This window comes from Mesorhizobium qingshengii (assembly GCF_027563465.1).
Taxonomy (GTDB): domain Bacteria; phylum Pseudomonadota; class Alphaproteobacteria; order Rhizobiales; family Rhizobiaceae; genus Mesorhizobium; species Mesorhizobium qingshengii_A.
This window is the reverse complement of the sequence record NZ_JAPFQA010000033.1, coordinates 1-23,290: the sequence shown is the minus strand read 5'-3', so window position 1 is coordinate 23,290 and position 23,290 is coordinate 1. Positions and strand designations below refer to the sequence as shown.

Sequence of the window (23,290 nt, the reverse complement as noted above, 5' to 3'; positions counted from 1 at the left end):
CAGGCCGTATCGCCTAGTCGATTGCCCCGCACCGAGCTGCTGACCCACGAGTCCACCCAGTATGCCGAACTGACTGTCTCTGATTACAAAGAGCGGCGTGCTCAGCGGGAAGCGTTCTGGACCGGCGCCAATGGGACACAAGGCGGTGATCCCGCAAAGCTGGCGCAAGCCCTTATACGCTGGAAGCGGAGCCTGAACTGCGACGTCGCTTCCTCGCCGGTGCTGATGCCGTCGCGACGGCCGAGCAGACAATAGCAACGCTCCAGAGGCAAATCTACGCCTACCGTAAGCTTTCACGCTCCTTAGCGATCGACGGATAGTCGGAGCAATATCCTGCACCGTGGGATCACGGCCTCAGCAGTCATCGGGTAAGACAGGAAGTCGCAATCGTTTCGCCGAGTAGCCCTGCGTCAAGCCTCTCACCACAGGTGACGCCAAGCCTGGAGTCCAACAAGGCGTATGGCGCAACTCTTCTACGAGCAGCGCGAAGGGGGCGGCCCGGATAGTAGAGGTGGTATACCCGTTAATCCCTAGGGGCTTGCCCGCCGCTGCCTTGAACGGGGCGGCGGGCCTTAGGGAACTATGGATTGACAGTGAATTCGGCCCACATCCCGGCACCGTAGTGACCTGGAACGTTGCAGATAAGCAGGTATTTTCCAGCCTTCAGATCAACGGTCAATGTTCCCGATTTGCCGGGATCGAGTTCTGAAACCTCGCCCTTGTCGCCAGCCTTGTCTTCGTCGACCCGGTTCTCCGCATCGACATAAGGAAGCGGCTTGGTTGGATCGGCCATATACATCACGATCATCTCGTGAATGGTGTCCTTGGAGTCATTCTTCACATTGAATGTGACCTCGCCAGCTTTCACTGCACTTGGCGAAGCCTTGATGCCCATGGTCGCTTTGGCGTGATCCATTCCGGGCGTTGCAAAAGCAAGCCCCGTAGGCATTTCCACGTTCGCCCCCTTGTCCCACAGCGAGACCTTTATAGTCGAGGCAGCCTGGGCCGCGCCGGCACCGCCGGCCATCAGCATTGCGGCAGCAAGCCCGAGCGCTGCTCTTCTCGATGTGCGTTTCATGATATCTCCTTCAGGACGGTGGCTGGATCGCGCTATATCCTGAGCCCTCATGCTGCTCGAGGCCGTCGCCATTGTCCTTGCGCTAAATCAAACCGCCACTCGCACGATTTCTGGCAACTTTGTGGATATCGGACTCGTTGAGCAATTGGCTGCTTTGTTGTGTCCCTCACGCAAGGGCGGCTAGCCAGCTGAGATTCCAATAAGAGCTTCTCTGCGAGCCTACATGTCACCATCTTCGATGAATGCCGGCTTCGCCGTCGTTGCGACCAACGTTCGAATTTGCGCCCACATGCCGCGTTGTCGGGCCGGTGATATTCACCCCTGAATCGCATCAGGGGCCGGTGCTCGGCATCTTCACAACGGGGCCGCTCGGGTTCCTCATCGGTCTGGTCGGGGGGCCCATATTATCGCTTCGGTCAAGTCGTGACTGCCCCTTTCGTCCAAGCATGCCCATGAGGGGGCAAAGCTTGCCCGCAGCCACTCAGACACAATCCAGAAACACGCAGGAAAAACTCCAGAAAACAATCGAGCGCATAATTGACTGGAGGGTCAGTTCATCGGCTGCAGCACTGCAGCACTTGCTCGGGTTTACGACAAGCGATGCAAAGGATCTCGATCAGCTTGATGGGTGCGTTGCTCGGCATTTCGCTCGTCACGGCCGTGGTTGGGGTATCCGATGCAAAGGCGGCGATCACCCGGGCCGAGCGTTGCAGCAACCTCAGCCGCCAAGTTGACGAAGCCCTCGAAACCCACGCCACGGCAACGCAGGTCACCGCGGCAAAAGCACTTCAGAAAAAGGGAAACCGGTTCTGCGCCAACAAGAAGCAGGCACAGGGAATTCGGATGCTCGCAAACGCTCTGAAGCTGCTTGGAGTGACGCCGATCGACCCGGATCAGTGACACTCAAATTCCGACCCGCATAAGAAGGAAATGACGCTATGAAGAAAACCGTTCTCTCCGCCCTCGGTCTCGCCGTTGCTCTCGCCTTCTCGATGCCGGCTCTCGGCGACGCGGCTGCGGCCACGACCGCTGCTCCTGCCGCTGCCACGACGAACCAACATCGCCTTCATCATCGCGCTAGGCCCGCCAAGAAGGCCTGCAAGGTGACCAAGAACCACAAGTGCCCAGTGAAGCACAAGAAGCACACCGCGAAGAAGGCCGCTCCCAAGAACGCCTACTAAGCTCCGCTGTGTTTTGAGAAGGCCGTCCCATCTGCATTCACTCGGGCGGCCTTTCTTCTTTTGACTCTCTTGGTGGCTCAGGATCGTCCGCCAGTGCGGCTGTCGAACACGCTGACGATGGAAGTTGTCACCGCCTGGTCATCGGGCAGTTGAAAGCCCGCGCCTCGGGGGAGAACGCGGGCAATCTTCAGCAGGCAATGGATAGGCCAAGACCTGCCGCAACACAAACATTTAGCCCGGCTAATACTCCGTCAAGCCGTCGCGTCCTGGCTTCATTTCTTGGTGAGGAAGGCTTTGCAAGCCGGCGTGAGTTCGCTGAGGTGCTGTTTGAGGCAGGCCTGCGCCTTGACGTCATTGTCCATGTGGCACACCCGCTTGGCGTCCGCCCTGCAAGGTGTCTTGTAGGCGTCTTTCGCCAAGGCGGCCTCGGTGAGAAAAAGAGAAATACAAGCCAGAAGCACGAAGTGAAGCGTTTTTCCATTCTGCATAATTGTTCCCTCGCAAGGATGACGAAGAAGCCCGGACAATTGTGAAACCGTCCCGGATGCAAGATAAATGCACCTAAATGACGTAGCCGGCTTGATGCGGGACGGAAGCCCTCTCGCATGGCGTGCAGCGAGGGCTTCATCGGGTGTTACTGTCTAGCTCCTCTCGGACGGGCGTGGGCATAAGTCCTGTGAAACAGGCCGCAACGACCTGGGGAGCGGCCGGTGCCGCCCCCAAACGGTCGGCAGCTAGCTACTTGGATCCGCCAAGTGCCTTCAATTTTTCGCAGAACTTTACGTGCGGCTTGCTCATCGCCGCATCGTTGCATTCCGTTGCCGTCGAGACCCATACGAGGAATATAGTCCTCCGTTGCGGCGACCCTTCAAGGGAGATCGCCATGCCAAAGACCGTTGCCGCCAACGAGTCGCTCGTCATCACCTGTGGGCATCCGGCGTGCTACAGGTCGACAATGCTCGATATCCAGGCGCTTATCGATCGGCTCGGCCCGGAAATGCAGGACCCGATCGACGAGATGAAGGTCCAACCGGCAAAGCGTCGGGGCTCGATCGCCGAGGGAAACCTTCACGGAACGCATTGCCATCCGGGACATTGAGGAACCAGCGCAGCCCGCGCGTTTAACCTCAAGGAATTCCCGGCATGGCGAAGCAAGTATCAAGATCGGCAAGTTTGTCCGCCACGATCCACGATCAGAAACTGAACCGCGGCGAGGGTGGGGAATTGCACCAGGTCGCAGCCGGTTCGACGCCAGTGCTTACGACCGCACAGGGCGGACCGGTCACCGATGACCAGAACTCGCTCAAGATCGGCGCCCGTGGTCCGACAACCCTCGAGGACTTCCACTTCCGCGAAAAAATCTTCCATTTCGATCACGAGCGCATTCCCGAACGCGTCGTCCACGCGCGTGGCTACGGCGCCCACGGCTACTTCGAAACCTATGAATCGCTGGCGAAATACACGCGGGCCGATATTTTCCAGCGCGCTGGTGAAAAGACGCCAGCTTTCGTCCGCTTCTCGACCGTTGCCGGCAACAAGGGCTCCGCCGACCTCGCGCGGGACGTGCGTGGCTTCGCCGTAAAGCTCTACACCAGGGAGGGCAACTGGGACATTGTCGGCAACAACATCCCGGTGTTCTTCATCCAGGATGCGATCAAGTTTCCCGACCTGATCCATGCCGCGAAGGCGGAGCCGAACAGCGACTTCCCGCAGGCGCAGACCGCGCATGACAATTTCTGGGATTTCATTTCGCTCACCCCCGAAAGCATGCACATGATCATGTGGGCGATGTCCGACCGGGCCATACCACGCTCACTGCGCTTTATGGAAGGTTTCGGTGTCCATACGTTCCGGCTGCTCAACGCCAAGGACGAGTCGACCTTCGTCAAGTTTCTGTGGAAGCCAAAGCTTGGCCTACAGTCGGTTGCCTGGAACGAGGCGGTCAAGATCAACGGTGCCGACCCCGACTTCCATCGTCGCGACCTATGGGACGCGATTCATGCTGGCAACTTCCCTGAGTGGGAGCTGCAGCTCCAGCTCTTCGACCAGGCCTTCGCCGACAGTTTTGACTTCGACATCCTCGATCCGACGAAACTCATTCCCGAGGAGGTGCTGCCGCCGATCGCGGTCGGGCGCTTGGTGCTTGATCGCATGCCCGACAATTTCTTCGCTGAGACCGAGCAGGTCGCGTTCATGACGCAGAACGTGCCGCCAGGGGTCGATTTCTCCAACGATCCGCTGCTGCAGGGGCGGAATTTCTCCTATCTCGACACGCAGATCAAACGGCTTGGAAGCACAAACTTCACCCACCTTCCGATCAACGCACCGAAGTGCCCCTTCCACAACTTCCAGCAGGATGGGCATATGGCAATGCGCAACCCGGTCGGCCGCGCCAATTATCAGCCGAATTCATGGGACGAAGGCCCGCGTGAATCGCCGGCCAAGGGGTTCCGGTCGTTCGCTGAAGTCGAAGCGGGACCCAAGGCGCGGTTGCGGTCGGAGACCTTTGCCGACCACTACAGCCAGGCGCGCCAGTTCTACATCAGCCAGGACCCCGTGGAGCAAGGCCATATCGCCGCCGCCCTGACCTTCGAATTGAGCAAGGTGCAGACGCCTGTCATCCGCGAGCGCATCGTTTCCCACCTTCTCAACATCGATGACGGCTTGGCCGGCAAGGTGGCGGATGCGCTAGGTTTGAAAGCGATGCCGAAGCCGGCCGATGCGGCTGTGCCGACGCGCCGTGACCTCGGTGCTTTGGACTCGCTCAGCATTCTCAAGAACGGCCCCGGTCGATTCGAGGGCCGTAAGCTCGGAATTTTGGTGACCGACGGCACGGACGCCGGCTTGCTGAAGGCGATCGTGCAGGTGCTGACCAAAGCCGGCGCAAGCTTCGAGATCATCGCGCCAAAGGTCGGCGGCGCCACGGCGAGCGACGGCAGCTGGATCTACGCACAGCAGATGATTGCAGGCGGACCTTCGGTGCTCTACGACGCGGTTGCGCTGTTGCCTGCAAAGCCGGCGATGGCCGACCTGCTGAAGGAATCGACGGCCCGCGACTTTGTCGCGGACGCCTTCGCGCATTGCAAATTCATCGGCTTCGTCGAGGCGGCAGCGCCGCTGCTGTCGAAGGCGGGCGTGGTCGAGGATGAGGCGGTTGTCCAGCTCGCGTCAGTCAAGGATGTCGCGGGGTTCGTCACCAGGCTCGGTGAACTGCGCTGGTGGGCACGTGAGCCAAAGGTCAAGCTGGGCTAGCCCTGCAATCGGATTTGGCTGTGCTCACTGCCCACCTGGCACAGCCAAGTCCAGCCGCATTTCCGTGGTGATCGTGAAGCCGGTGGCAAGATAGACGCCCTCACCGACATAGGAGGCTTGAAGGACTGCCATCATGCAGCCGATCGTTCTCAAATGATCGACGCCGGGCTGCACAAGAGCCACTGCCACTCCGTTTCGTCGCGCGTTAGACGCTCCAGATGTGTTCAAGCTATATCACCGGAGACCCCATTGGTCTCCCATTCGGAACGGTTCCCTCGATCGCCAATTCGACACCCATTAGCGAGTTGTCATAAAACGCGACGAGACACAACGCGGCGATCCGCGACGGGCTGGTGAGGCGCCTTAATCCGCAATCTTGCCTAGAGTGTCGGCAACCACTGCACCGCGCTCCCCCATCGGCCGCGCCGGGCCCGTGGTGGAGTCCACTGCCGTCTGGTGCTCCATCTCGGCATTGACGGCTGCTCCGGCGATGAGAATGACGACTGAAATCCATGTCCACATCATCAAACCGACGACCGCGCCAAGCGATCCGTACGTTGCGTTGTAATTGGCAAAATGCTGCAGATAGAACGAGAAGAGCCATGAAGCTGAGATCCACACCGCTGTCGCGATGAGAGCTCCCCAGCTGAGCCATCGCCACTTCGCACGCTCCCGGCTTGGACCGAAGCGGTAGAGCAGGGAGATGCCGGTCAGCATCGCGCCCACCAATATTGGCCAGCGAGACACCGCAACAAGCGCTTCCGTCCACCCATCCAGGTAGAAATAGCGCAGCAATGCAGGAACAACGCCCACCGTCAGCAACAGGACGATGCCGATCATCAAGGCTCCGACCGTGAACAGGATCGACATCAGGTTGAGGGTGATGAAGCTGCGCTTCTCGCGTTCCTCATAAGCGATGTTCATGGCGTCGAAGAGCGCCTTCATTCCGCTGTTGGCACTCCATAGGGCGATACCGAGGCCGACGAAAAAGCCGGTGCCAAGAGCGCCCGGCTTCTGGCTGGCCAATGCCTGCAACTGGCCGCGAATGAGATCGAGGCCGCCTGATGGCAGCAATCCGCCGAGATAGGCAACATGGTCTGCGACAGTGACAGGATCCGCGACAAAACCATAAATCGAGATGAACGCCGCCAGCGCCGGAAACAGCGCCAGCAGCAGATAGAACGTGGCGCCGGCCGCGACCAGCAGCACCCGGTCCTTGTTGAACTCTTCCCACAGCCGCCAGAAGATATCTTTCCAGCCGAGCGCCGGGATCTGCGATGGCCAGGCCGCGTCGCGCCCACGCTCGCCTTGCTCGGATTTCAGGCTGGCCTTACTGGCCTCTGTGGTGGACGCAGCGCGACTGGCCGCTTCTCCATCGATCAAGGAGGAGCCCTTGCCGGGCAGCTGCTGGTTCTGCCTCACCTTCGAAGCCACCTGGTCGCGCCTACTCAGCAGCGCGTTCAGACAGGACGCCCGCAAGGGCGGCCACCGCGACAAAGGCCTTTTTGGCCCGGCGAGGTCTAGCTACCGGCATCAATTGGCGAGGGGATGGATGGTGGCACGCGGGTTTGGCGCGCGACCAGCCGACCAGAAACTCGCAGACTCCGTTGGCCGATGTAACCTCGCGCAGCGCCGTGGCGCATTCGCGCAGGCGTGCTTTGTCCGATGTCTTGAACACTAAGTCATTCATCGCCCGCCGCCTGACGTCCTTGAACCTGTTTCCGAAGCGTGACTGACAACGCGGGGGCGGGACACCCGTTCCCCTGACGTCGAAGCGGTCGCCTGGCAGGTGGATCGGCATACGCGGATGACAATAAATTATCGCCAACCCAGTGCATCTTTGACGGTAGACGGGCGTTTGAGAATAAGTCCATCAAAGCGGTGAGTTGCATGAATACGTCGACCGAGCATGATCCAAAGGGCGAGGCGGACCTGTCCGAAGATGCCGACCTCATGGTCAACCGCACCGCGCATTTTGTAGGAGACTGGATCGAGGAGCACCTAATCGAGAAGCCCACCATCGTGCCGGTTGGCGTCGACGCCGCGCAAGAACTGGCCAGCCAATGCATTGCGGATGCCAAAGATAAAGGCATCGCCGCTGAAGACATTTGGGATGAGGTAGGCGACCTGAAGGAGTACATCACAAAGGCAATCGACGAGGAAATTGGCCCGGCGGTTTCTACCCATATCCAAGACAGCCAAAGGTCATAACAAGAGCGGACTGCCTCTACGCCTGCATGTTGCTGGCGGGCGTGGGGCGGCCGCCAGCCCTCAGCCTTGAAATTCCTTGCCGTTCCGGCGTCCTTTTTCTTGTCGCCGCCATGCTCGCGCACCAAATCCTTCGCCTGCTTGGGCGATACGTCCGTAGTCTCTGCGAGATGCATCGCCTCGTGATCCGTATCCTGGGCTTTGTTCTGGTGCTTCGGCATCGATGAAGAATAACAAGAACTCGCAGGACCGATCCCCCATGTGATCAGGCCGGGTTGTGTTTGCGTGTAGGTAACTGTCGGCCGCCAGCTTCATGGAAATCAAGCTGGCTCAGCAGGGCAGTTCGCTTTCAGCTGACCGAATGAACGTTCGGCATGGCGGAGTCGAACGCGTTTCCGTCGTCACTTGGGCACTTTCTTCCTGGCGGCTTGCGGGTTTTGTCCGGTGGCAGCGGAGGTTCTTGCGTCCTTGGAGTGTGCCGCGAGAGCGGGCCCCGCGCCTGTCGCCTTGCGCATGTCTCCCGTTTCCTTTTTGTCATCCGCTCTTCTGCCGGTCAGACCCGAAAACACCTTGCTGAAAAAGCCCATTTCGTCCTCCTGGATGTCCGATGCGCGCCGTCACGGCGCTCAATGCATGAAGCTCCTCCCACGACTTTGGTTCCTTCGCCCAGTCGATGCCAAGCTCGGTCAGCGCCTCATGCCCTGGTTGCCTGACCCTACGTAAGCTTGTTATTGTGCAGTGCAGCAACGATGTTGCTTGAACGTGCATTGTGCGCGGTTTTCGCCACCCTGGCGGTCAAGGATCTCGATTTGCGAAACATCTCAGATACAATCACTCGCCTGACCGCAATGCAGGGCCGAACGGCTCTTTCACCGCAACGCCACGACGACCGCTTGTCCGACATAGCTGGTTTCGGATCCAATCCCGGTGCCTTGGGCGCGCGCTCATACGTTCCTGAGAATCTCACGCGTGGAGCTGCGTTGGTTGTCGTCCTGCACGGCTGCACGCAGACTGCGGATGGATACGACCATGGATCCGGGTGGTCCAAGCTGGCGGCCGAACAGGGGTTTGCGCTGCTCTTTCCGGAGCAGCAGCGCGGCAACAATCCCAGTCTCTGCTTCAACTGGTTCGTGCCTGAAGATGTAACACGCGACCGCGGCGAAGCGCTCTCCATCCGCCAGATGATCGAAGCCATGGTGACGAGGCATAGCGTCGACCGCCGGCGCGTTTTCATCACCGGGCTCTCCGCCGGAGGAGCAATGGCGACGGCAATGCTGGCAACATACCCAGACGTGTTCGCCGGCGGAGCGATTGTTGCAGGACTTGCCTATGGCAGCGCATCGACGATCCCCCAGGCTTTCGATCGCATGCGCGGCCATGGCGGCCCATCGAAGACAGGGCTCCAGCAGCGCTTGAGCGCCGCGTCCCCGCACGAAGGGATTTGGCCAAAGATCTCAATCTGGCAGGGCACGGCCGACAATACTGTGGCGCCTTCCAATGCCGATTCCATCCTTGCCCAGTGGCAAGGGGTACACGGCGTGGACGCTGGCCCAACGCGAAAAGAGACCGTCGATGGGCACATGCGACAGGTGTGGTGTGATGCTGATGGCAACGAACTGATCGAAACATACACCATCGCCGGCATGGGCCACGGCACGCCCCTGAAGACGTCGGGTGATGATGGCCTGGGCGTCGCAGCGCCGTTCATGCTGGATGTAGGAATATCATCAACACGCCGGATCGCCGGCTTCTGGGGACTCACCGATCCCAGTGAGCCTGATGTCGAGACGGCCCCGAGACGACCCGCATCGGGAACGGCTCTGCTCCCTTATACGCCGGCGGAAAATGTGCGGGCAGCGCGCGTCGCGCAACCTCAGCCCGACCGTCGAGCCGGCTCGGTCACAGGTGTTTCCAAGGTGATAGAGGACGCTTTGCGCGCAGCCGGGCTGATGCGTTAGCCAGGATGTCCCGGCCCTCGAGAACATAATACGCATGCAAAAAGCCTCCCGGACGAAGTTCGAAGTTTCGACCGGGAGGTCTTATCAACTAGACTCGATTGACGTCGCGGTTGCGGTCGCGCCCGATTTCATTTGTCGGGTAGCTTTCCGCGTCAGCATCAAAGCCGGTCCAGCCGCCAGCCTGGTATTCGCCCCTGCGGTCTTCCAGATTTACGGAATTGGACTGGTCCAAAATCCGTTCGGCATTGGGAGCCAACTGTTCGTCGACCTTGGCTGTTACCAATGTGCCGCCGCGACGCACTCCCTCTGCATAGACATGGGCATCGTCTTCAGGGACGCCGGAATCCGTGAGGGCGCCGACGAGCCCCCCTGCGGCGCCCCCGACGACTGCACCACCGACAGCGCCAACCGCGGTGGCAGCCAGCCACCCAGCGGCCACGACCGGGCCAACACCAGGTATGGCCATCAAGCCAAGCCCTGCCAGCAGTCCGCCGGCTCCGCCGATCACGGCGCCGAGGCCTGCGCCGCCGGCTGCATCGTCTGCAGCCTTGGAGCCTCCGTTATCGATGCGGTCTTTCGCGTTGTTGGCGACGATGCTGATATCCGAATGCGGAACACCGCTGGCCTCCAGTTTGGCGACGGCGCTGGAGGCATCATCGTAGTTGTCGAAAAGTCCGGTTACCGTTTTCATGCTTTGATCTCCTTGATCGTTGTTTTACTTGGTTCCGGCAACGACGTTGCCCTTGTAGTCCAGCGCCACGGTGGTGCTTTTGCCGTCCTTGTTCGCCTGTCCCCGCCAGATGCCTTGATCGTCCTTTGTCAGCTTCGAGACATCCGAGAAGCCCGCATCCTGGATACGGCCCTTGGCCTGGTCCTCGGTGAAGCTGTTCGCGCCGGACAGGGGAGGGGTCGCATCGGGCGTGTCGCCGACCGTAACCTTCGGCGTCTCTGAACTCGACGTCTTGGTGTCCAGGGCCGCCGCGATTTTTTCGATCATGTCCTTGTGCGTCTTGAGTGCCGGCACGGTCTCCTGGGCGAACGTCTTTAGCTCGGCGTTGTCGCCGTCCCTGGCATAGCTCTCGAACAGCGTCACGGCGTCGGAATGGGCATCGCGCTGCATCTGGATGTACGATCCGTCGAAGGGATCCTTGCCATTTTGCAGAGCGTCCAGATCGCCTTTGTGCTTCGCATCCAGTTGCGTCGGCACCTTCAGCTTTTGCTCGCCGGCGATCGTTGCCAGCTTGGCATTGGCCGCGCCATGATCTTCAATCATCTTGTGCGCGAAGTCCTTGACGCCTGGATCCTGTGCTTTGCCTTCGGCGATCCTGCTCGAATCAACTTCGAACATTCCGCCTGCCGCGGCCTTGTCGACGAAGTCTTGCGCGCTGTCGGCGGCGAAGCAGGGCAGTGTGAAAGCCATGGCTGTGGCTGCGGCCAGCGAGGCCAGCATTAGGCGAGTTTTCATACGATCGTTCCTTGTTTGGGCACACATGTGCTGTCGACCTAATCTGCGCCCGTCGCCTTTGTTCCAGGCGATTGGCGATAAACAGGGCTGGATATTTTTCGCGTGCGGCCTGATCCCGGCGATACCCGTTGGATCGAACCGGCCGCAGCGCCATGGCGGGTGACGGATAACCATCAACCGGCCTCGCTGTCGGGGGAACCATTGAAAATCCACGGCGTTACGCAGTCCCTAAGGGTATCAAAAGGGGGCAGCGTGATCCGGGACGATGCAACACCAATAGCTTCGGGCGTAGCAGGCCTCGACTATGTGCTAAGAGGGGGATACGCGAAGTTTCGGTCTCATCTCGTCGAAGGGAGACCTGGGTCCGGCAAGACCACGCTTGGCCTTCAGTTCTTGATCGAAGGCGCGCGCAATCGAGAGCGATGTCTCTACATCACACTTTCCGAGAGCAAACGGGAACTAACCTCGGTAGCCAGCCGTCATGGCTGGGACCTCGAGGGCATAGAAATCCTGGAGTTGGTTCCACCGGAATTGAGCCTCGACCCGTCACAACTGCAGACGCTTGTCCATTCCTCGGATCTCGAACTTGGTGAAACGGTGCAGGCCGCACTCGCCGAGATCGAACGAATGAAACCTGACAGGGTTGTGTTCGACTCCCTTTCGGAAATTCGGCTGTTGTCACAGGGCTCTCTTCGCTATCGCCGCCAGGTCCTGGCGCTGAAGAGCTTCTTTCTCCTCAACAACGCCACCGTACTGCTGCTTGACGACCTGACAGCCGAACATGATGACCTCAATCTGCATTCCATAAGTCATGGCGTTATCCGCATGGAACAACTGTCGCCCATTTACGGTGGCGAGCGACGCCGCCTGCGTGTCATCAAGATGCGGGGCGTGGAAATCCGCGGCGGGTTCCACGATTTCGTCATCCGGCAGGGCGGCGTCAGCGTATTTCCCCGGCTCGTGGCTGGCGAGCATGAGGAAGCCGAGCACGGAGCGCCGGCACTGAGTGAAAGCTCTATTGACACGCTTGTCGGAGGGGGCCTTGACCGTGGCACGAGCACGCTGCTGATGGGACCGTCAGGAGTGGGCAAGTCGACGATCGCTTGCACCTATTGTCACGCTGCGTTGCTTCGTGGCGAGCGCGTGCAGGTGCTTCTGTTCGACGAGACCGAGCGTATCTTCCTGACCCGAGCGGCCGGTCTTGGCATGGATTTCAAGAGGTTCGTCAAAGACGGCACCCTGCTGCTCGAACAGATCGATCCGGCGGCGATTTCGCCCGGTGAGCTGTCAGCGCGCGTCCAGTCCGGCGTGGATAGATCCAACGTCCGGATCGTCGTCATCGACAGCCTTACCGGCTATCTCAATGCCATGTCGGAAGAGCAGCATCTCGTGCTGCAGATGCATGAGATCCTGACCTACTTGAACCAGAAGGGCGTGGTCACCATCCTGTTGCTGGCAAACCATGGGCTGATCGGCCAGATGGCGACACCGGTGGACATGACCTACCTGTGCGATGCCGTGATGCTATTGCGCTTCTTCGAGAGCGGTGGACGTCTTCGAAGGGCAATATCGGTGGTCAAAAAGCGTGTTGGTTCGCATGAGGATACGATCCGGGAATTCAGGATCAGCAGCCAGGGTCTTTCTGTCGGCGAGCCACTTGATCAGTTCAGGGGCATTCTGACCGGAGTTCCCTTCTTCGAAGGCAAACAATCCGATCTGCTGAGTGACAAGGCATCATGATGCCAATGAAACCTGAAGTCCTGATCCTGGCTCCTTTGGGGCGGGACGCCCAGATCGCTGCATCGATCCTGGCGACCAGCCAGATTTGCACTCGTATTTGTGCGTCGCTTGAAGAGACCGTGCCGTTGCTGGAGGAAGCGCAGTGTCTGGTCGTTGCCGAGGAAGCCTTGATCAGTTCTGATCGTGCCACATTCGCATCATGGCTTAACAACCAACCGGCATGGTCCGATTTTCCGATCGTGCTCCTCGTGATGCGCGGAACCGAATTCGACAAGCGGCTGGCGTTTCTCGATCGCTACCTGATTGTGCTTGAGCGGCCCTTCCTGGCTTCAAGCCTTGCCAACTCGGTGCGGTCGGCCCTGCGCGCCAGGGCACGTCAATTGGAGGTCAGATCCTACATCGAGCAGAGGCAAGAGGTCGCCGATCGGCAGAAACTTTTGATCCGGGAGTTGCATCACCGCGTCAAGAATACGCTGGCCAATGTGAGGGCGATGATGGGGGCGACGGTACGCTCTAGCGGCAGCATCCAGGATTTCGTGCGCGACTTTTCGGCCAGGATCGTGTCGCTCGCCGATACCCACTCAATGCTGACTGACGATTACTGGCAGACCGCTTCGCTGAAGAAGTTGCTGGAGGGCGAACTTAGGCACTACGAGACGCGCGACAGGCCGCGTATCCTGCTCGAAGGCCCAGACGTGGCGTTGGTCGCCGACATTGCGATACCGGTTGGCATGGCGTTCCATGAACTTGCCTCCAACTCGTCCAAGTTCGGCGCGCTCTCGCACCCGCACGGACGGCTCGACGTGCGTTGGTCGGTGGGCAGCGCCAGCAACGTTCAGATCGTCAATCTCGACTGGCGCGAGCACGATGGCCCGAAGGTCGAGCCGCCCAAGCGGCGAGGGTTCGGCACGACGTTGCTGGAGAAGGTGGTGGCAGTCCAGTGTGACGCCAAGGTCGAGCTGAACTACGACCGTGATGGCCTGCATTTCACGATGGCGTTGCCGCTTCGCGATACTCGACTCGTGCCAGCCTACTCCTGAGAGGCATATTGCGATGTCCGCTTCCCGCTTTGGCATGGCGGGTTGCTGATATCGCTGATACTGGTGGCAACCGAACAGAACGCAGGCCTCCGCCGATGACATCCGATTCCGAGAAGGCCGCTGCAGTCGAGCAATTGCTCGATACCCCCGACCTTGCCAGCGCGCTGGAGAGCGAACAATTCAAGAAGTTCCTCGACCAGGTGCCGATTGCAATTGCCGTCTCGGACCTGGGGGCGACGGAGCGCGTCGTCTATGCCAATCCGGAATTCGAGAAACTGTCGGGTTTGAAGGCGGCAAGGCTTGCTCGCGAACATTGGGCGGCCCTTTCTGGCACCGGCCTGCATCGGCAGAAAGATCGTCCGCTGTTCGACGCCGTGATCCAAGAAACAGATTTCGTCGGCACGTTCCGGCTAGACCGGGCCGAGTCCGAGCCGGCGATCGTCGACGTCTATTCGAATGTCATCGAGAACGACAACGGCGAGGTCTGCTTCCGGCTGGTGGCGATGGTCGATGTCTCACAGCATGGCGAGACTGAGGATGCGCAGTCCGTGGAAGAGCGCATCCGAGAAAAGGACACGCTGCTGCGCGAGTTGCAGCATCGGGTGAAGAACAATCTACAAATGATCACTGCCCTGATCCGCCTCGAAACGCGTAACGCGACCGAGCCGGATCAGAAGCGTTTCGAGCGGCTGGCGGGCCGCGTGGACGCGCTGGCGATCCTCTATCAGACACTGTCGGGTGACGATCACAAGGATGAGGTCGATCTCGGTGTGTATCTCAGCCAGATCGCCTCCGCCGTGATGAACTCGCATGCGGTCGAAGGCATTCGCCTTGACATGAAAGTCGATACCTATCCGGTCTCGATCAATGTCGCGATGCCGACAGGGCTGGTGGTGAATGAATTGCTGACCAACGCGCTAAAGCACGCTTTTCGCGGGCGCGAGGGCGGCACCATCACCCTGCACAGCACTGTTGCTGGCGACGGCTGCCGCATCATCGTCGCCGACGACGGCATCGGCCTGCCGGAAGGCGAGACATGGCCCAAGCGCGGGAAGCTGGGCGCGCTCATCGCGCATTCGCTGACGGAGAACGCCAAGGCCGAATTCGATGTCAGTTCAAGCGCAGGCGATGGCACGAAGGTGACGATCGTGTTCCGGCGTTCCGCTGCCGCGACTGTCTGATGGTCGGCGTAACGGTGGCGCTAGTGCCAGCCGGCCCGAAATGCTCTCCAAGATCGGCCGCGTTTGGTTTGACGAAGGATTCGACACGGTATCCGAAAGCGCCGGCGAGTGGCGCTGTCTTGGCGGGTGTGCATCGAACCCTCTCGAATAGATGTGCGTCCGAAATGTTTCCGCACTTTGGCTCGTTGGAGCTTTTGGGGCTGATCCGGCCCGAACGGACGACCGTGCGCCGTCACAAGCCGGCATGAGCCTTTGTCCTGGCCTGCCATCTGTGCGCGGTTCGGATGGCGGGCTGGCAATGGAACTCATTCGGCGCTGAGAGATTTCCTGTCATCGAAATGCATGAGGTATCTCTGATGTTACCGGACAAAGAGACCCGATTTCTAGAAGCAGGTTTGCTGCTGGCAGTGCCTGTCTGTGTCGCTATCACGGCCCTCTTCACGCTGGGGGCATAGACGGATGTCTGCAACTAATCGTGGTCGCGATTGCGAGGTTCGGCACCATCGGGAAGGAGGCCGGCCACAATGAACCGCCTTCTTTTCGTGACAGCTGATTTTCTGTCTCGTCCGCCAGGCTTCTACGTCATGATTGTCGCGATGGTGGTGTGTACCGCTCTGGTGCCGTTCGGGTTAACGAATGTAATCACCTATGCGCTGTCGGTTGCGGCCATCGTGATTACAGGCGTGGTCCTTATCCAGGGGTACCGAGACACCGCGGCCATCCATGCGAAGCTTGATGAGCTTATAGTCTCTCTCAACGAAGCCAGAAACGACGTGGTCGGTCTGGAGCACGCCGATCCAAAGGAGATCCAGGCAAAGTTGGACAGGCTGGAAAAGGAGGCGGCGGACGCAAGCGCCTTAATGCCGGACGCGCGACTTGGCGCCCCTCCGACCGCCGTCTCATAATTCCCGATCGCCTCGTCCGTCAGGTGCCTGCGGACGACGCCAGGGACGTGCCGGCAATGGGCGGGGCCAAAAACCACCCCGAGCGCGTCGTCTACGCGCGGATGTATGGAACATTTTTGCCCGTTCGGAATTCATGAGGTCTTCTGGCCGATGGAGCTTTCATGACCCAACGACGCGTCGATAGAGAACGGTTGGAACGAGCCGATCGCGAGTCAAAACTGGCGATCGAGGCAGAGCGTGAAATTCGCAATGCCAAAACGGCACGGCTGCGGCAGCAGCGGCTTTCGGTGGAACGATCCGCTGCCAGTTCGCGTACTAACAAACTCGACAATAAGCCGCGTGCCCACCGGTTTGTTTGATGGACGGTCGTTTCATGCCCGTTGCCATCGCCGCAGTGCGGAAGGCAGAAACAATGCGGCGGCAGGCCTTGGCCTGGCAAAGGCAAATGGAGCACCTTTGGAGCAGCGACTGTCGCAGACATGGGTTTCGTTTCGCGCACGCTCGCGCGGCGCGTGTGATCCTGTCGGCAAGGCCGCATGACTCGTCGATCAATCTACCTTCTATCGGAACATTAGTGACACGAACGGGTTGGTGTTTGCGACAGGCGATTCTCCCTCGTTTCGCCTGCCGAAGATCGGGTCCAAAAACCTGGGTCGACCCGCCGCTGCCGTGAATGGGGCGGCGGGCGTCTTTGTCGATGCATCATCGATCGCTTTGAGGTCGTCTCCTGCTCCCCGTAACAGTTATTATCCTTGTGCGCGATTTCTGGCGACCCAGTAATATTTGCGTAACCATTCGAGTGGACTGTTCACACCCATTCGTGTTGCTCATTTTTGTCCATACGACCGTTCATAGACAAGAATAATCGGAACCATAGATGTTCAAATTATCATCTGTTCGCGCTCGTCTGGTTTCGTATTATCTGCTTTCGGTCGCACTGCTGGTTGGCGTCAGTGGCTATGCGCTTGTCCAGATGCTTGTGCTGGATCGATTGACGGAATCGCTTGACCGCAAGTGGGTGGTGGGCACTCGTCTTCTTGGAGAGATGGCGGATCTTCTCTCTGAGACCCGTCTGGCTGAAACCCGGCTTGTCCTGGCAGCGGACCAAGAGCAAGCCGACCAGGCATTGGCCGCGGCCGAGGGGTACATGCTATCGGTAGCCTACCAGAGGGCCGCCTATGGCCTGTTGGACAAGACCGACGAAGGGCTAAGCCTCCTGTCAACCTTCGATCGGACGTGGAACACATGGGCGGCCGAACATCGCGCATGGATATCGCTACCTGATGACCGCCGGCGCGCAGCCTCTACGGCCTTTCAGCTTCGTGCAGATGCCCTCTACGGCATTGCGGACAAGGCGGTCGACACGCTCAGCGACGTCAATGCTGCACGAGCGCATGAAGCCGGCCTTCACGCCGACAATGTCGTCGATACTTCGGGCACGATCTTCGCAATCGTCGTTGCCTGTGCACTTGCCCTGGCCGGCTGGGTGACCTGGCTCATCCACACCGGAATATCAAGGCCTCTGGCCGCCATTACAAAGGCTCTGTCCGAGCTGGCCACCGGAAATCGAGATGTCGTCATTCCCCAGGTCGACCGGCACGATGAGATTGGCGCCATGGCCGCCGCCTTCGAGGTTTTCCGAAACAATGCCGTGGCGCTCGAGGAGGCGCAGGCGCAGGCCGAGACACTGGCCCGCTACGATGCGCTCACAGGCCTGGCAAACCGGCGTGTGTTGGCCGATGAGCTTGAAAAGGCCCTGAGCCGCGTCGATCGCGGCGAGGCACACTTTGCCGTGCTGTTGATCGATCTAGACCGGTTCAAACCCATCAACGATATTCACGGGCACAGTGCTGGCGACTTTGTGCTGGGTGAAATCACAGCCCGCTTGAAGACGCTCGTGCGAATGCATGACACGCTCGCCCGCCTCGGCGGCGACGAGTTTGCGATCATCTGTGAGGTCGATCGCGAGGGGCGGGAGCCCACCGAGACGCCCATTGCCCTGGCGGAGCGCATCATTGCGGCGATCTCTGCGCCGGTCTCAATTGGTGCAAGAGTGGTCGAAGTCGGCGCGAGCATTGGAATAGCGCTCTGTCCGGCGGACGGATTGAATGCGGACGCTCTCCTCCATGCCGCGGATATCGCTATGTATCGAGCCAAGCAGGCTGGCCGTGGAACCTTCCGCTTCTATGAAGAGAGCATGGACACCGAGCTGAAGGCGCTGGCCGCGCTCGAGGCCGATATCCAGGCTGCCCTGGCGGCCAATGAGATCGAGCCGCATTATCAGCCGTTGATCGAACTATCCGACGGACGCTTGCTCGGGTTCGAAATCCTCGCGCGTTGGCATCATGCGGAAAGAGGCGTGATGGCACCCGATGTGTTCATTCCCATCATAGAGCGCCTGGGTTTGATGCCGGAGTTCACCCTCACCATGTTGCGGCGAGCCTGCCTCGACGCACAGGAGTGGCCGGCCGATCTCAAGCTCTCGCTCAACATCTCTCCGCATGAACTGACAGATCTGCTTTTCCCGATACGTCTGCTCGCGGTGCTTTCCGAACACGGCTTCGCACCGCACCGGCTCGAGATAGAAATCACGGAGAACGCTCTCGTGGCCGACCTGCAGACGGCGAAGACAATTCTCCAGTCTCTGCAGAGGGTTGGAACCAAGATCGCGCTTGACGATTTCGGCACCGGCTACTCCAGCCTTTATCACCTGCGTGAGCTAAAACTCGACAAGATCAAGATCGATCGCAGCTTCATCCAATCGATGAAGGACGATCCCGAAAGCGCGAAGATCGTGTATGGCATCATTGGCCTGGCAAAAAGCCTAGCCCTGCCGACGACCGCGGAAGGGATTGAAGATGCCGAAATCCTGGAACGCTTGAACGAGGCCGGCTGCGAGATCGGGCAAGGCTACCATTTCGGCAAGGCAATGCCTGCCAGTGACGCCTCAGCATTGGCTCTCAAACGTGGCGGCAAGGGAACGCTGCGGGTCGCCTGACCTGGCCGGAGCGGTCCTCCGCAAGATTTGTCATCATGGGGTCGTGGAATGCTCTCTCCACGGTCTACCGGAAAGCTCGAGCCAGGTCGGGTCGGGCCGAAGGACCAGATCGTCCGCGCTTCCGCCAGGTTTCCCTTTAGATGTCAAGCAAGGCTCATATTAACACCGTCCGTGGAACCTTTGATCCATGAGCGTCTTTGTGTGCATGTCTCAAACCGTTGAACCACCGATATTGCCAGAGGGCAGCCCCGATCGAGAGGCCAACTGTGAAGTCGCCCTGGAAACCGCGTTCGCGGAATTGGTGACCGCTTCAGAAGCCCAGGGATGGAAGCCCCAGGAAACTGCCGCAACGCTGCTGAAGATCGCAACGGAGCATGCGCAGCGGGTTACTGCCGTGGTTGCGGCTACTGCTGCTGGTGAGCAGACGAGCAAGCCATGAGGCTTGCAATGGGCGTTGCGTCTCGCAAGGGTTCAAGAAGGTTGGCACAGCTGAAATGGTGCGCGCCGCGTTTGGCAGGGCATTGGCCAGTTTGCCAAAAGCCCTGCATTTACGCGCTCAACTCAGAAAAGCCTGCGCGACATCTAAATGACGCCTGGTGGGCAGTTCTGATGATGACATAAGCAGCTGGGACGATATCAGCTCCAACTCCATCAAATATCCCACTGAGACCGCCAGCTGGTGGTATGCAGATTTATGGAGTGCGTTGTCAGGAAGAATTCAAGGTCCGCGACCTCGTGATTTTGGGCGAGGTACTTGTAGCTGCCTGACGATCCAGCACACGTGGCGGACCGCGAGAAGTGTGAGCCGATCGTGATGTCGTCACACGGCCGGAGAGGCGTAAGGCGCTATGTTCTGGGCAGCCAGACCGCAGAAGTGATGATGCATGCCACGATTCCAGTGCTGGTGATCAGATAAGACGTAATCAAATTGGAAGGATTGGCTCCGCGTGTTCTGCCGGCCTTTTCTGTCCGAACGCGGAGCGAACTCGCTAACCGTCAATCGTCGTGAGCACACCCTTCGCTCAATCACGGCATCCCCCCGAGTCCGATCCGTCATGCGGCACACATACTATTGCCGTCCAATGTGATAGCCTTCGGCTGCAAGGCTGATCGACACTGTTAAGGAGGGCCGTCAATGAGCCAACCTGCCGTCGAAACCTACCGCGGCAACGACCGGTTGCTCTATGGGATCATTCTGGGTGTCCTTGCCTTCTGGCTATTCGCCCAAACGACGCTGAATATCGCGCCCGACATGGCTTCCGATCTCCTGCTCGAACAGTCTTTCATGAACATTGCCGTGTCGATCACGGCGCTGTTTTCGGGGATCTTCATCGTGGTCATGGGCGGCCTGGCCGACCGGATCGGTCGCGTGAAGATCGTCATGCTGGGCTTCATCTTTTCCATTGTTGGATCGCTGCTTGTCGGACTGGCTCCATCGGGCACTCTTGGTGGCACGTTCCTGATGCTTGGCCGGATCTGTCAAGGCCTGTCAGGCGCGTTCATCATGCCCGCGTCGCTGGCGCTGGTGAAGGCCTACTGGGAAGGAACGGAGCGCCAGAGGGCAATTTCACTCTGGTCGATGGGTTCGTGGGGCGGCTCGGGGTTTGCGGCCCTGTTCGGCGGGCTGATGGCCCAAAATGTAGGCTGGAGATGGATATTCGTCATTGCTGCGCTGGTATCGCTGGTCGGCATGCTGATGGTGCGCGGCACTCCGGAAAGCAAGGCGCCCCCGAAAGAGGGTTACAAGTTCGACCTGCTGGGAGTCCTCACCTTCATGGTCGCCATGGTTGCCTTGCAGATCTTCGCCACGCAGGGCGGTGCATGGGGCTGGACCAGCTTCGCCTCGCTCGGGTTGCTAGTGGTGGCAGTCATCTTTGGCATCGCCTTTTTTCGGATCGAGAACCACAACCCCAACGCCTTCGTGCAATTCCGCCTGTTCAGGAACCTCACCTATACGGGTGCCACGATCTCGAACCTGCTACTCAACGCCACCGCAGGCATCATCATGGTCGCGATGCTGGTTCTGCAGCAGGGTGGCGCGATGACCGCGCAGAAGGCCGGACTTCTCACTGTTGGCTATGCTATTACCATTCTTGCCTTCATCCGGATCGGCGAAAAACTGCTGCAACGCCATGGACCACGCAAGCCGATGCTGTGGGGCAGCTATATCGTCGGGCTGTCCCTCGCGCTGTTGATGCCAACGAACCTGATGCTCCGCACCTATACCGTGCTGGCTGTGATAGCCTTCGCTCTGTTCGGTCTCGGGCTCGCCTTCTACGCCACGCCTTCCACAGACGCGGCGCTCTCGAACCTGCCCGAGGACCAGGCCGGCGCCGGCGCCGGCATCTATAAGATGGCTTCATCGCTTGGTGCATCCTTCGGCGTGGCGATCTCGGCCACGATCTACACCGCGATCGCCGGCAACCCCGACGGCGTTGAGTGGATCGAAGGCGTCATTACATTTGCCGGCAATCAGGAAAACCTCGCCGCGCGCGAGGCGGCGTTCTTCGCACTGCTGGCTAATGTGGTGATGGTAGCGGCGGCCATACTCTCGATTCTGATTACCGTGCCTAAGGGCAAGGCGGTGGAACGTGCATCTATGCCGCCGGAACCTGCAGCACCCGACAAGCCGGGAGAACTGGCATGAACACGATCGTCCGTGACCTGGAAGCTGGCGCCGCCCAGATGCGGGAATGGTTTGAACACATGCACCGCCATCCCGAACTCTCGATGCAGGAGACAAGGACCTCAGAATTCATCGCCGAGACATTGCGCGGCTTCGGTGGGTATGAGGTCGAGACGGGCATCGGCAAGAACGGCATCGTGGCCTCGCTCACGGTCGGCGACGGCGAAAAGGTGATCGGCCTGCGCGCCGATTTCGATGCGCTGCCAATTCAGGAAGAGAACGACTTTCCATACAAGTCCACCGTTGACGGCATCGCGCATCTGTGCGGCCATGACGGTCATACCGCCATGCTGCTCGGTGCGGCCAGGCGTCTCGCCGAAACCCGCAATTTCAACGGCACCGTCCGGCTGATCTTCCAGCCCGGCGAGGAGACTATGCAAGGCGGCCCGGCGATGATCAATGACGGGCTGTTCGAACGTTTCCCCGTCGATGCCGTGTTTGGCATGCACAACATCCCGGGCCTCCAGGAAGGCAAGTTCTACTTCCGCCCCGGCGATATGATGGCGGCCGTCGACAACTGGGAGGTGGAGATCGTCGGCAAGGGTGGCCATGGCGGCATCCCCGAACTGACCATTGACCCAGTGGTGGCAGGCTCGTCCATCGTGATGGCGATCCAGAGCATCGTTTCGCGAAACGTCGCGCCGGCGAACCGCGCAGTCGTGACCATCGGTGCGTTCTTGGCAGGCAATGCTGGTAATGTGGTGGCCAGTCACGCGATTCTGCGCTTTTCGATCCGCTCGACCACGTCCGAGGACCGCGAGATGATCCTCGGAAATATCCGCCGCATCGTCGCCCATCAGGCGGAGTCATTCGGGTGTAGCTCCCGAATCCGCGAAGGCATCCCCGGCGCGGTGCTGGTCAACGATGCGGGCGAAACCGACAAGGCTGCCCGGATTGCACAGGCCGCCTTTGGCAAGGATCAGGTGATCTATCCCGGCCCGTCCTTCCTCGCCTCAGAGGATTTCGCCTTCATGCTGCAGAAGAGGAAGGGCACTTACTGCTTTCTCGGCAGCGGCCCGGGCAAGATGGTCCACCACCCTGAGTATTTCTTCAACCAGAACATCCTGCCAGTTGGCGCAGCCTATTGGGTGGCGCTGACGGAGGGCTATCTCGCCTGATCGGTTGGCGGGTTCGCTCATCCGGTTCTGGAATTGGCAGCAAGGTCGGCCCCGGGGCAGATTTGAGTTTGCGCTTCCAATCAAAGGAGTTGAAACATGACGTATTCCGATCTGGCAGGCAAGACCGTCTTGATTACCGGTGGCGCGAACGGCCTCGGCGCGGCTGCAGCGAAGGCATTCCTCTCCGAGGGCTGCAAGGTCGCAATTGTTGACATCTCCGCCGACGACCTTACACGGCGGGCCACGGATCTGGGAGCCCAGGCTGAACAGTTGATCACCATTGCCGCCGACGTTTCCAAGGAGGCGGACGTCAAGCGCTACGTGCAGGAAACCATCAACCATTTCGGCACGATCGATGTTTTCTTCAACAACGCCGGCATTGAAGGAAAGGTAGCGCCGATCGTCGATCAGAAGACCGAGGACTTCGACCGGGTGATGGCCATCAACGTCCGTGGCTGCTGGCTTGGCCTGAAATATGTC

General features: G+C 59.6%; 22 protein-coding genes and 2 pseudogenes. 18 read left to right on the top strand and 6 right to left on the bottom strand.

Going from position 1 to position 23,290, the window contains the following annotated elements:
• Positions 1–255 (top strand): annotated as a pseudogene (locus OOJ09_RS31145) (hypothetical protein); the annotation flags it as partial.
• Positions 256–580: 325 nt separating this feature from the next.
• On the opposite strand, the gene OOJ09_RS31140 reads toward OOJ09_RS31145, so the two are convergent.
• Positions 581–1,078: a cupredoxin domain-containing protein gene (locus OOJ09_RS31140; RefSeq protein ID WP_269908885.1), complete on the bottom strand. Its 498-nt coding sequence runs from the start codon at positions 1,076–1,078 to the stop codon at positions 581–583.
• Positions 1,079–1,678: 600 nt separating this feature from the next.
• Here OOJ09_RS31140 and OOJ09_RS31135 point away from each other — a divergent pair.
• Positions 1,679–1,978 carry a hypothetical protein gene (locus tag OOJ09_RS31135; RefSeq protein ID WP_269908884.1) on the top strand — a complete coding sequence of 100 codons (300 nt, stop codon included), beginning with the start codon at positions 1,679–1,681 and terminating at the stop codon, positions 1,976–1,978.
• A 38-nt stretch (positions 1,979–2,016) separates the two neighbouring features.
• On the top strand, positions 2,017–2,259 hold the full coding sequence (locus OOJ09_RS31130; RefSeq protein ID WP_269908883.1) for a hypothetical protein: 243 nt from the start codon (positions 2,017–2,019) through the stop codon (positions 2,257–2,259).
• Positions 2,260–2,531: 272 nt separating this feature from the next.
• Here the strand turns inward: OOJ09_RS31130 and OOJ09_RS31125 are convergent, their stop codons facing one another.
• The gene (locus tag OOJ09_RS31125; RefSeq protein ID WP_269908882.1) at positions 2,532–2,747 is read right to left on the bottom strand and encodes a hypothetical protein; all 216 of its coding nucleotides are present in this window, start codon (positions 2,745–2,747) and stop codon (positions 2,532–2,534) included.
• Positions 2,748–3,142: 395 nt separating this feature from the next.
• On the opposite strand from OOJ09_RS31125, the gene OOJ09_RS31120 reads away from it, so the two are divergent.
• Both OOJ09_RS31120 and OOJ09_RS31115 read left to right on the top strand, forming a co-directional pair.
• The gene (locus OOJ09_RS31120; protein ID WP_269908881.1) at positions 3,143–3,358 is read left to right on the top strand and encodes a hypothetical protein; all 216 of its coding nucleotides are present in this window, start codon (positions 3,143–3,145) and stop codon (positions 3,356–3,358) included.
• 44 nt (positions 3,359–3,402) lie between these two features.
• Positions 3,403–5,511, top strand: coding sequence for a catalase (locus OOJ09_RS31115; protein ID WP_269908880.1), 2,109 nt, complete (start codon positions 3,403–3,405; stop codon positions 5,509–5,511).
• 24 nt (positions 5,512–5,535) lie between these two features.
• On the opposite strand, the gene OOJ09_RS31110 is transcribed toward OOJ09_RS31115, so the two are convergent.
• Together OOJ09_RS31110 and OOJ09_RS31105 are read right to left on the bottom strand one after the other, a co-directional pair.
• The gene (locus tag OOJ09_RS31110; RefSeq protein ID WP_269908879.1) at positions 5,536–5,700 is read right to left on the bottom strand and encodes a hypothetical protein; all 165 of its coding nucleotides are present in this window, start codon (positions 5,698–5,700) and stop codon (positions 5,536–5,538) included.
• A gap of 174 nt (positions 5,701–5,874) precedes the next feature.
• Positions 5,875–6,945: a YihY/virulence factor BrkB family protein gene (locus tag OOJ09_RS31105; RefSeq protein WP_269908878.1), complete on the bottom strand. Its 1,071-nt coding sequence runs from the start codon at positions 6,943–6,945 to the stop codon at positions 5,875–5,877.
• Positions 6,946–7,401: 456 nt separating this feature from the next.
• Between OOJ09_RS31105 and OOJ09_RS31100 the strand changes: the two genes are divergently transcribed.
• Together OOJ09_RS31100 and OOJ09_RS31095 are read left to right on the top strand one after the other, a co-directional pair.
• Entirely contained in the window at positions 7,402–7,722 is a 321-nt protein-coding gene (locus OOJ09_RS31100) for a hypothetical protein (protein ID WP_269908888.1), read from the top strand.
• 806 nt (positions 7,723–8,528) lie between these two features.
• Entirely contained in the window at positions 8,529–9,677 is a 1,149-nt protein-coding gene (locus tag OOJ09_RS31095; protein ID WP_269908887.1) for an alpha/beta hydrolase family esterase, read from the top strand.
• 88 nt (positions 9,678–9,765) lie between these two features.
• Here OOJ09_RS31095 and OOJ09_RS31090 read toward each other — a convergent pair whose 3' ends face one another.
• A complete protein-coding gene (locus tag OOJ09_RS31090; RefSeq protein ID WP_269908877.1) occupies positions 9,766–10,368 on the bottom strand; it encodes a general stress protein in 603 nt (200 codons plus the stop codon).
• Positions 10,369–10,392: 24 nt separating this feature from the next.
• On the bottom strand, positions 10,393–11,142 hold the full coding sequence (locus tag OOJ09_RS31085; protein WP_269908886.1) for a DUF4142 domain-containing protein: 750 nt from the start codon (positions 11,140–11,142) through the stop codon (positions 10,393–10,395).
• Positions 11,143–11,394: 252 nt separating this feature from the next.
• Here OOJ09_RS31085 and OOJ09_RS31080 point away from each other — a divergent pair, with 252 nt between their 5' ends.
• The 11 genes and pseudogenes from OOJ09_RS31080 to OOJ09_RS31030 form a co-directional block, all read left to right on the top strand.
• Positions 11,395–12,882: an ATPase domain-containing protein gene (locus OOJ09_RS31080; RefSeq protein ID WP_269908876.1), complete on the top strand. Its 1,488-nt coding sequence runs from the start codon at positions 11,395–11,397 to the stop codon at positions 12,880–12,882.
• Positions 12,879–13,922 (top strand): sensor histidine kinase, encoded by a 1,044-nt coding sequence (locus OOJ09_RS31075; RefSeq protein WP_269908875.1) that lies wholly within the window; start codon positions 12,879–12,881, stop codon positions 13,920–13,922. The genes OOJ09_RS31080 and OOJ09_RS31075 overlap by 4 nt, the downstream gene beginning before the upstream one ends.
• Positions 13,923–14,017: 95 nt before the next feature.
• A complete protein-coding gene (locus tag OOJ09_RS31070; protein WP_269908874.1) occupies positions 14,018–15,103 on the top strand; it encodes a sensor histidine kinase in 1,086 nt (361 codons plus the stop codon).
• Between the two features lie 524 nt (positions 15,104–15,627).
• Positions 15,628–16,008, top strand: a complete 381-nt coding sequence (locus tag OOJ09_RS31065; protein ID WP_269908873.1) for a low affinity iron permease family protein — start codon at positions 15,628–15,630, stop codon at positions 16,006–16,008.
• A gap of 161 nt (positions 16,009–16,169) precedes the next feature.
• The gene (locus tag OOJ09_RS31060) at positions 16,170–16,367 is read left to right on the top strand and encodes a hypothetical protein (protein WP_269908872.1); all 198 of its coding nucleotides are present in this window, start codon (positions 16,170–16,172) and stop codon (positions 16,365–16,367) included.
• A gap of 518 nt (positions 16,368–16,885) precedes the next feature.
• Positions 16,886–19,006 (top strand): putative bifunctional diguanylate cyclase/phosphodiesterase, encoded by a 2,121-nt coding sequence (locus OOJ09_RS31055; protein ID WP_269908871.1) that lies wholly within the window; start codon positions 16,886–16,888, stop codon positions 19,004–19,006.
• A gap of 187 nt (positions 19,007–19,193) precedes the next feature.
• Positions 19,194–19,445, top strand: coding sequence for a hypothetical protein (locus OOJ09_RS31050; protein ID WP_269908870.1), 252 nt, complete (start codon positions 19,194–19,196; stop codon positions 19,443–19,445).
• 330 nt (positions 19,446–19,775) lie between these two features.
• Positions 19,776–19,922: pseudogene (locus OOJ09_RS31045) on the top strand (universal stress protein); the annotation flags it as partial.
• Positions 19,923–20,141: 219 nt separating this feature from the next.
• Positions 20,142–21,653, top strand: a complete 1,512-nt coding sequence (locus OOJ09_RS31040; RefSeq protein ID WP_269908868.1) for an MFS transporter — start codon at positions 20,142–20,144, stop codon at positions 21,651–21,653.
• Positions 21,650–22,810 (top strand): M20 aminoacylase family protein, encoded by a 1,161-nt coding sequence (locus OOJ09_RS31035; protein ID WP_269908867.1) that lies wholly within the window; start codon positions 21,650–21,652, stop codon positions 22,808–22,810. Before OOJ09_RS31040 ends, OOJ09_RS31035 begins: the two co-directional genes overlap by 4 nt.
• Positions 22,811–22,906: 96 nt before the next feature.
• Positions 22,907–23,290 (top strand): SDR family NAD(P)-dependent oxidoreductase (locus OOJ09_RS31030; protein WP_269908866.1); only part of this gene is annotated, 384 nt, incomplete at its 3' end.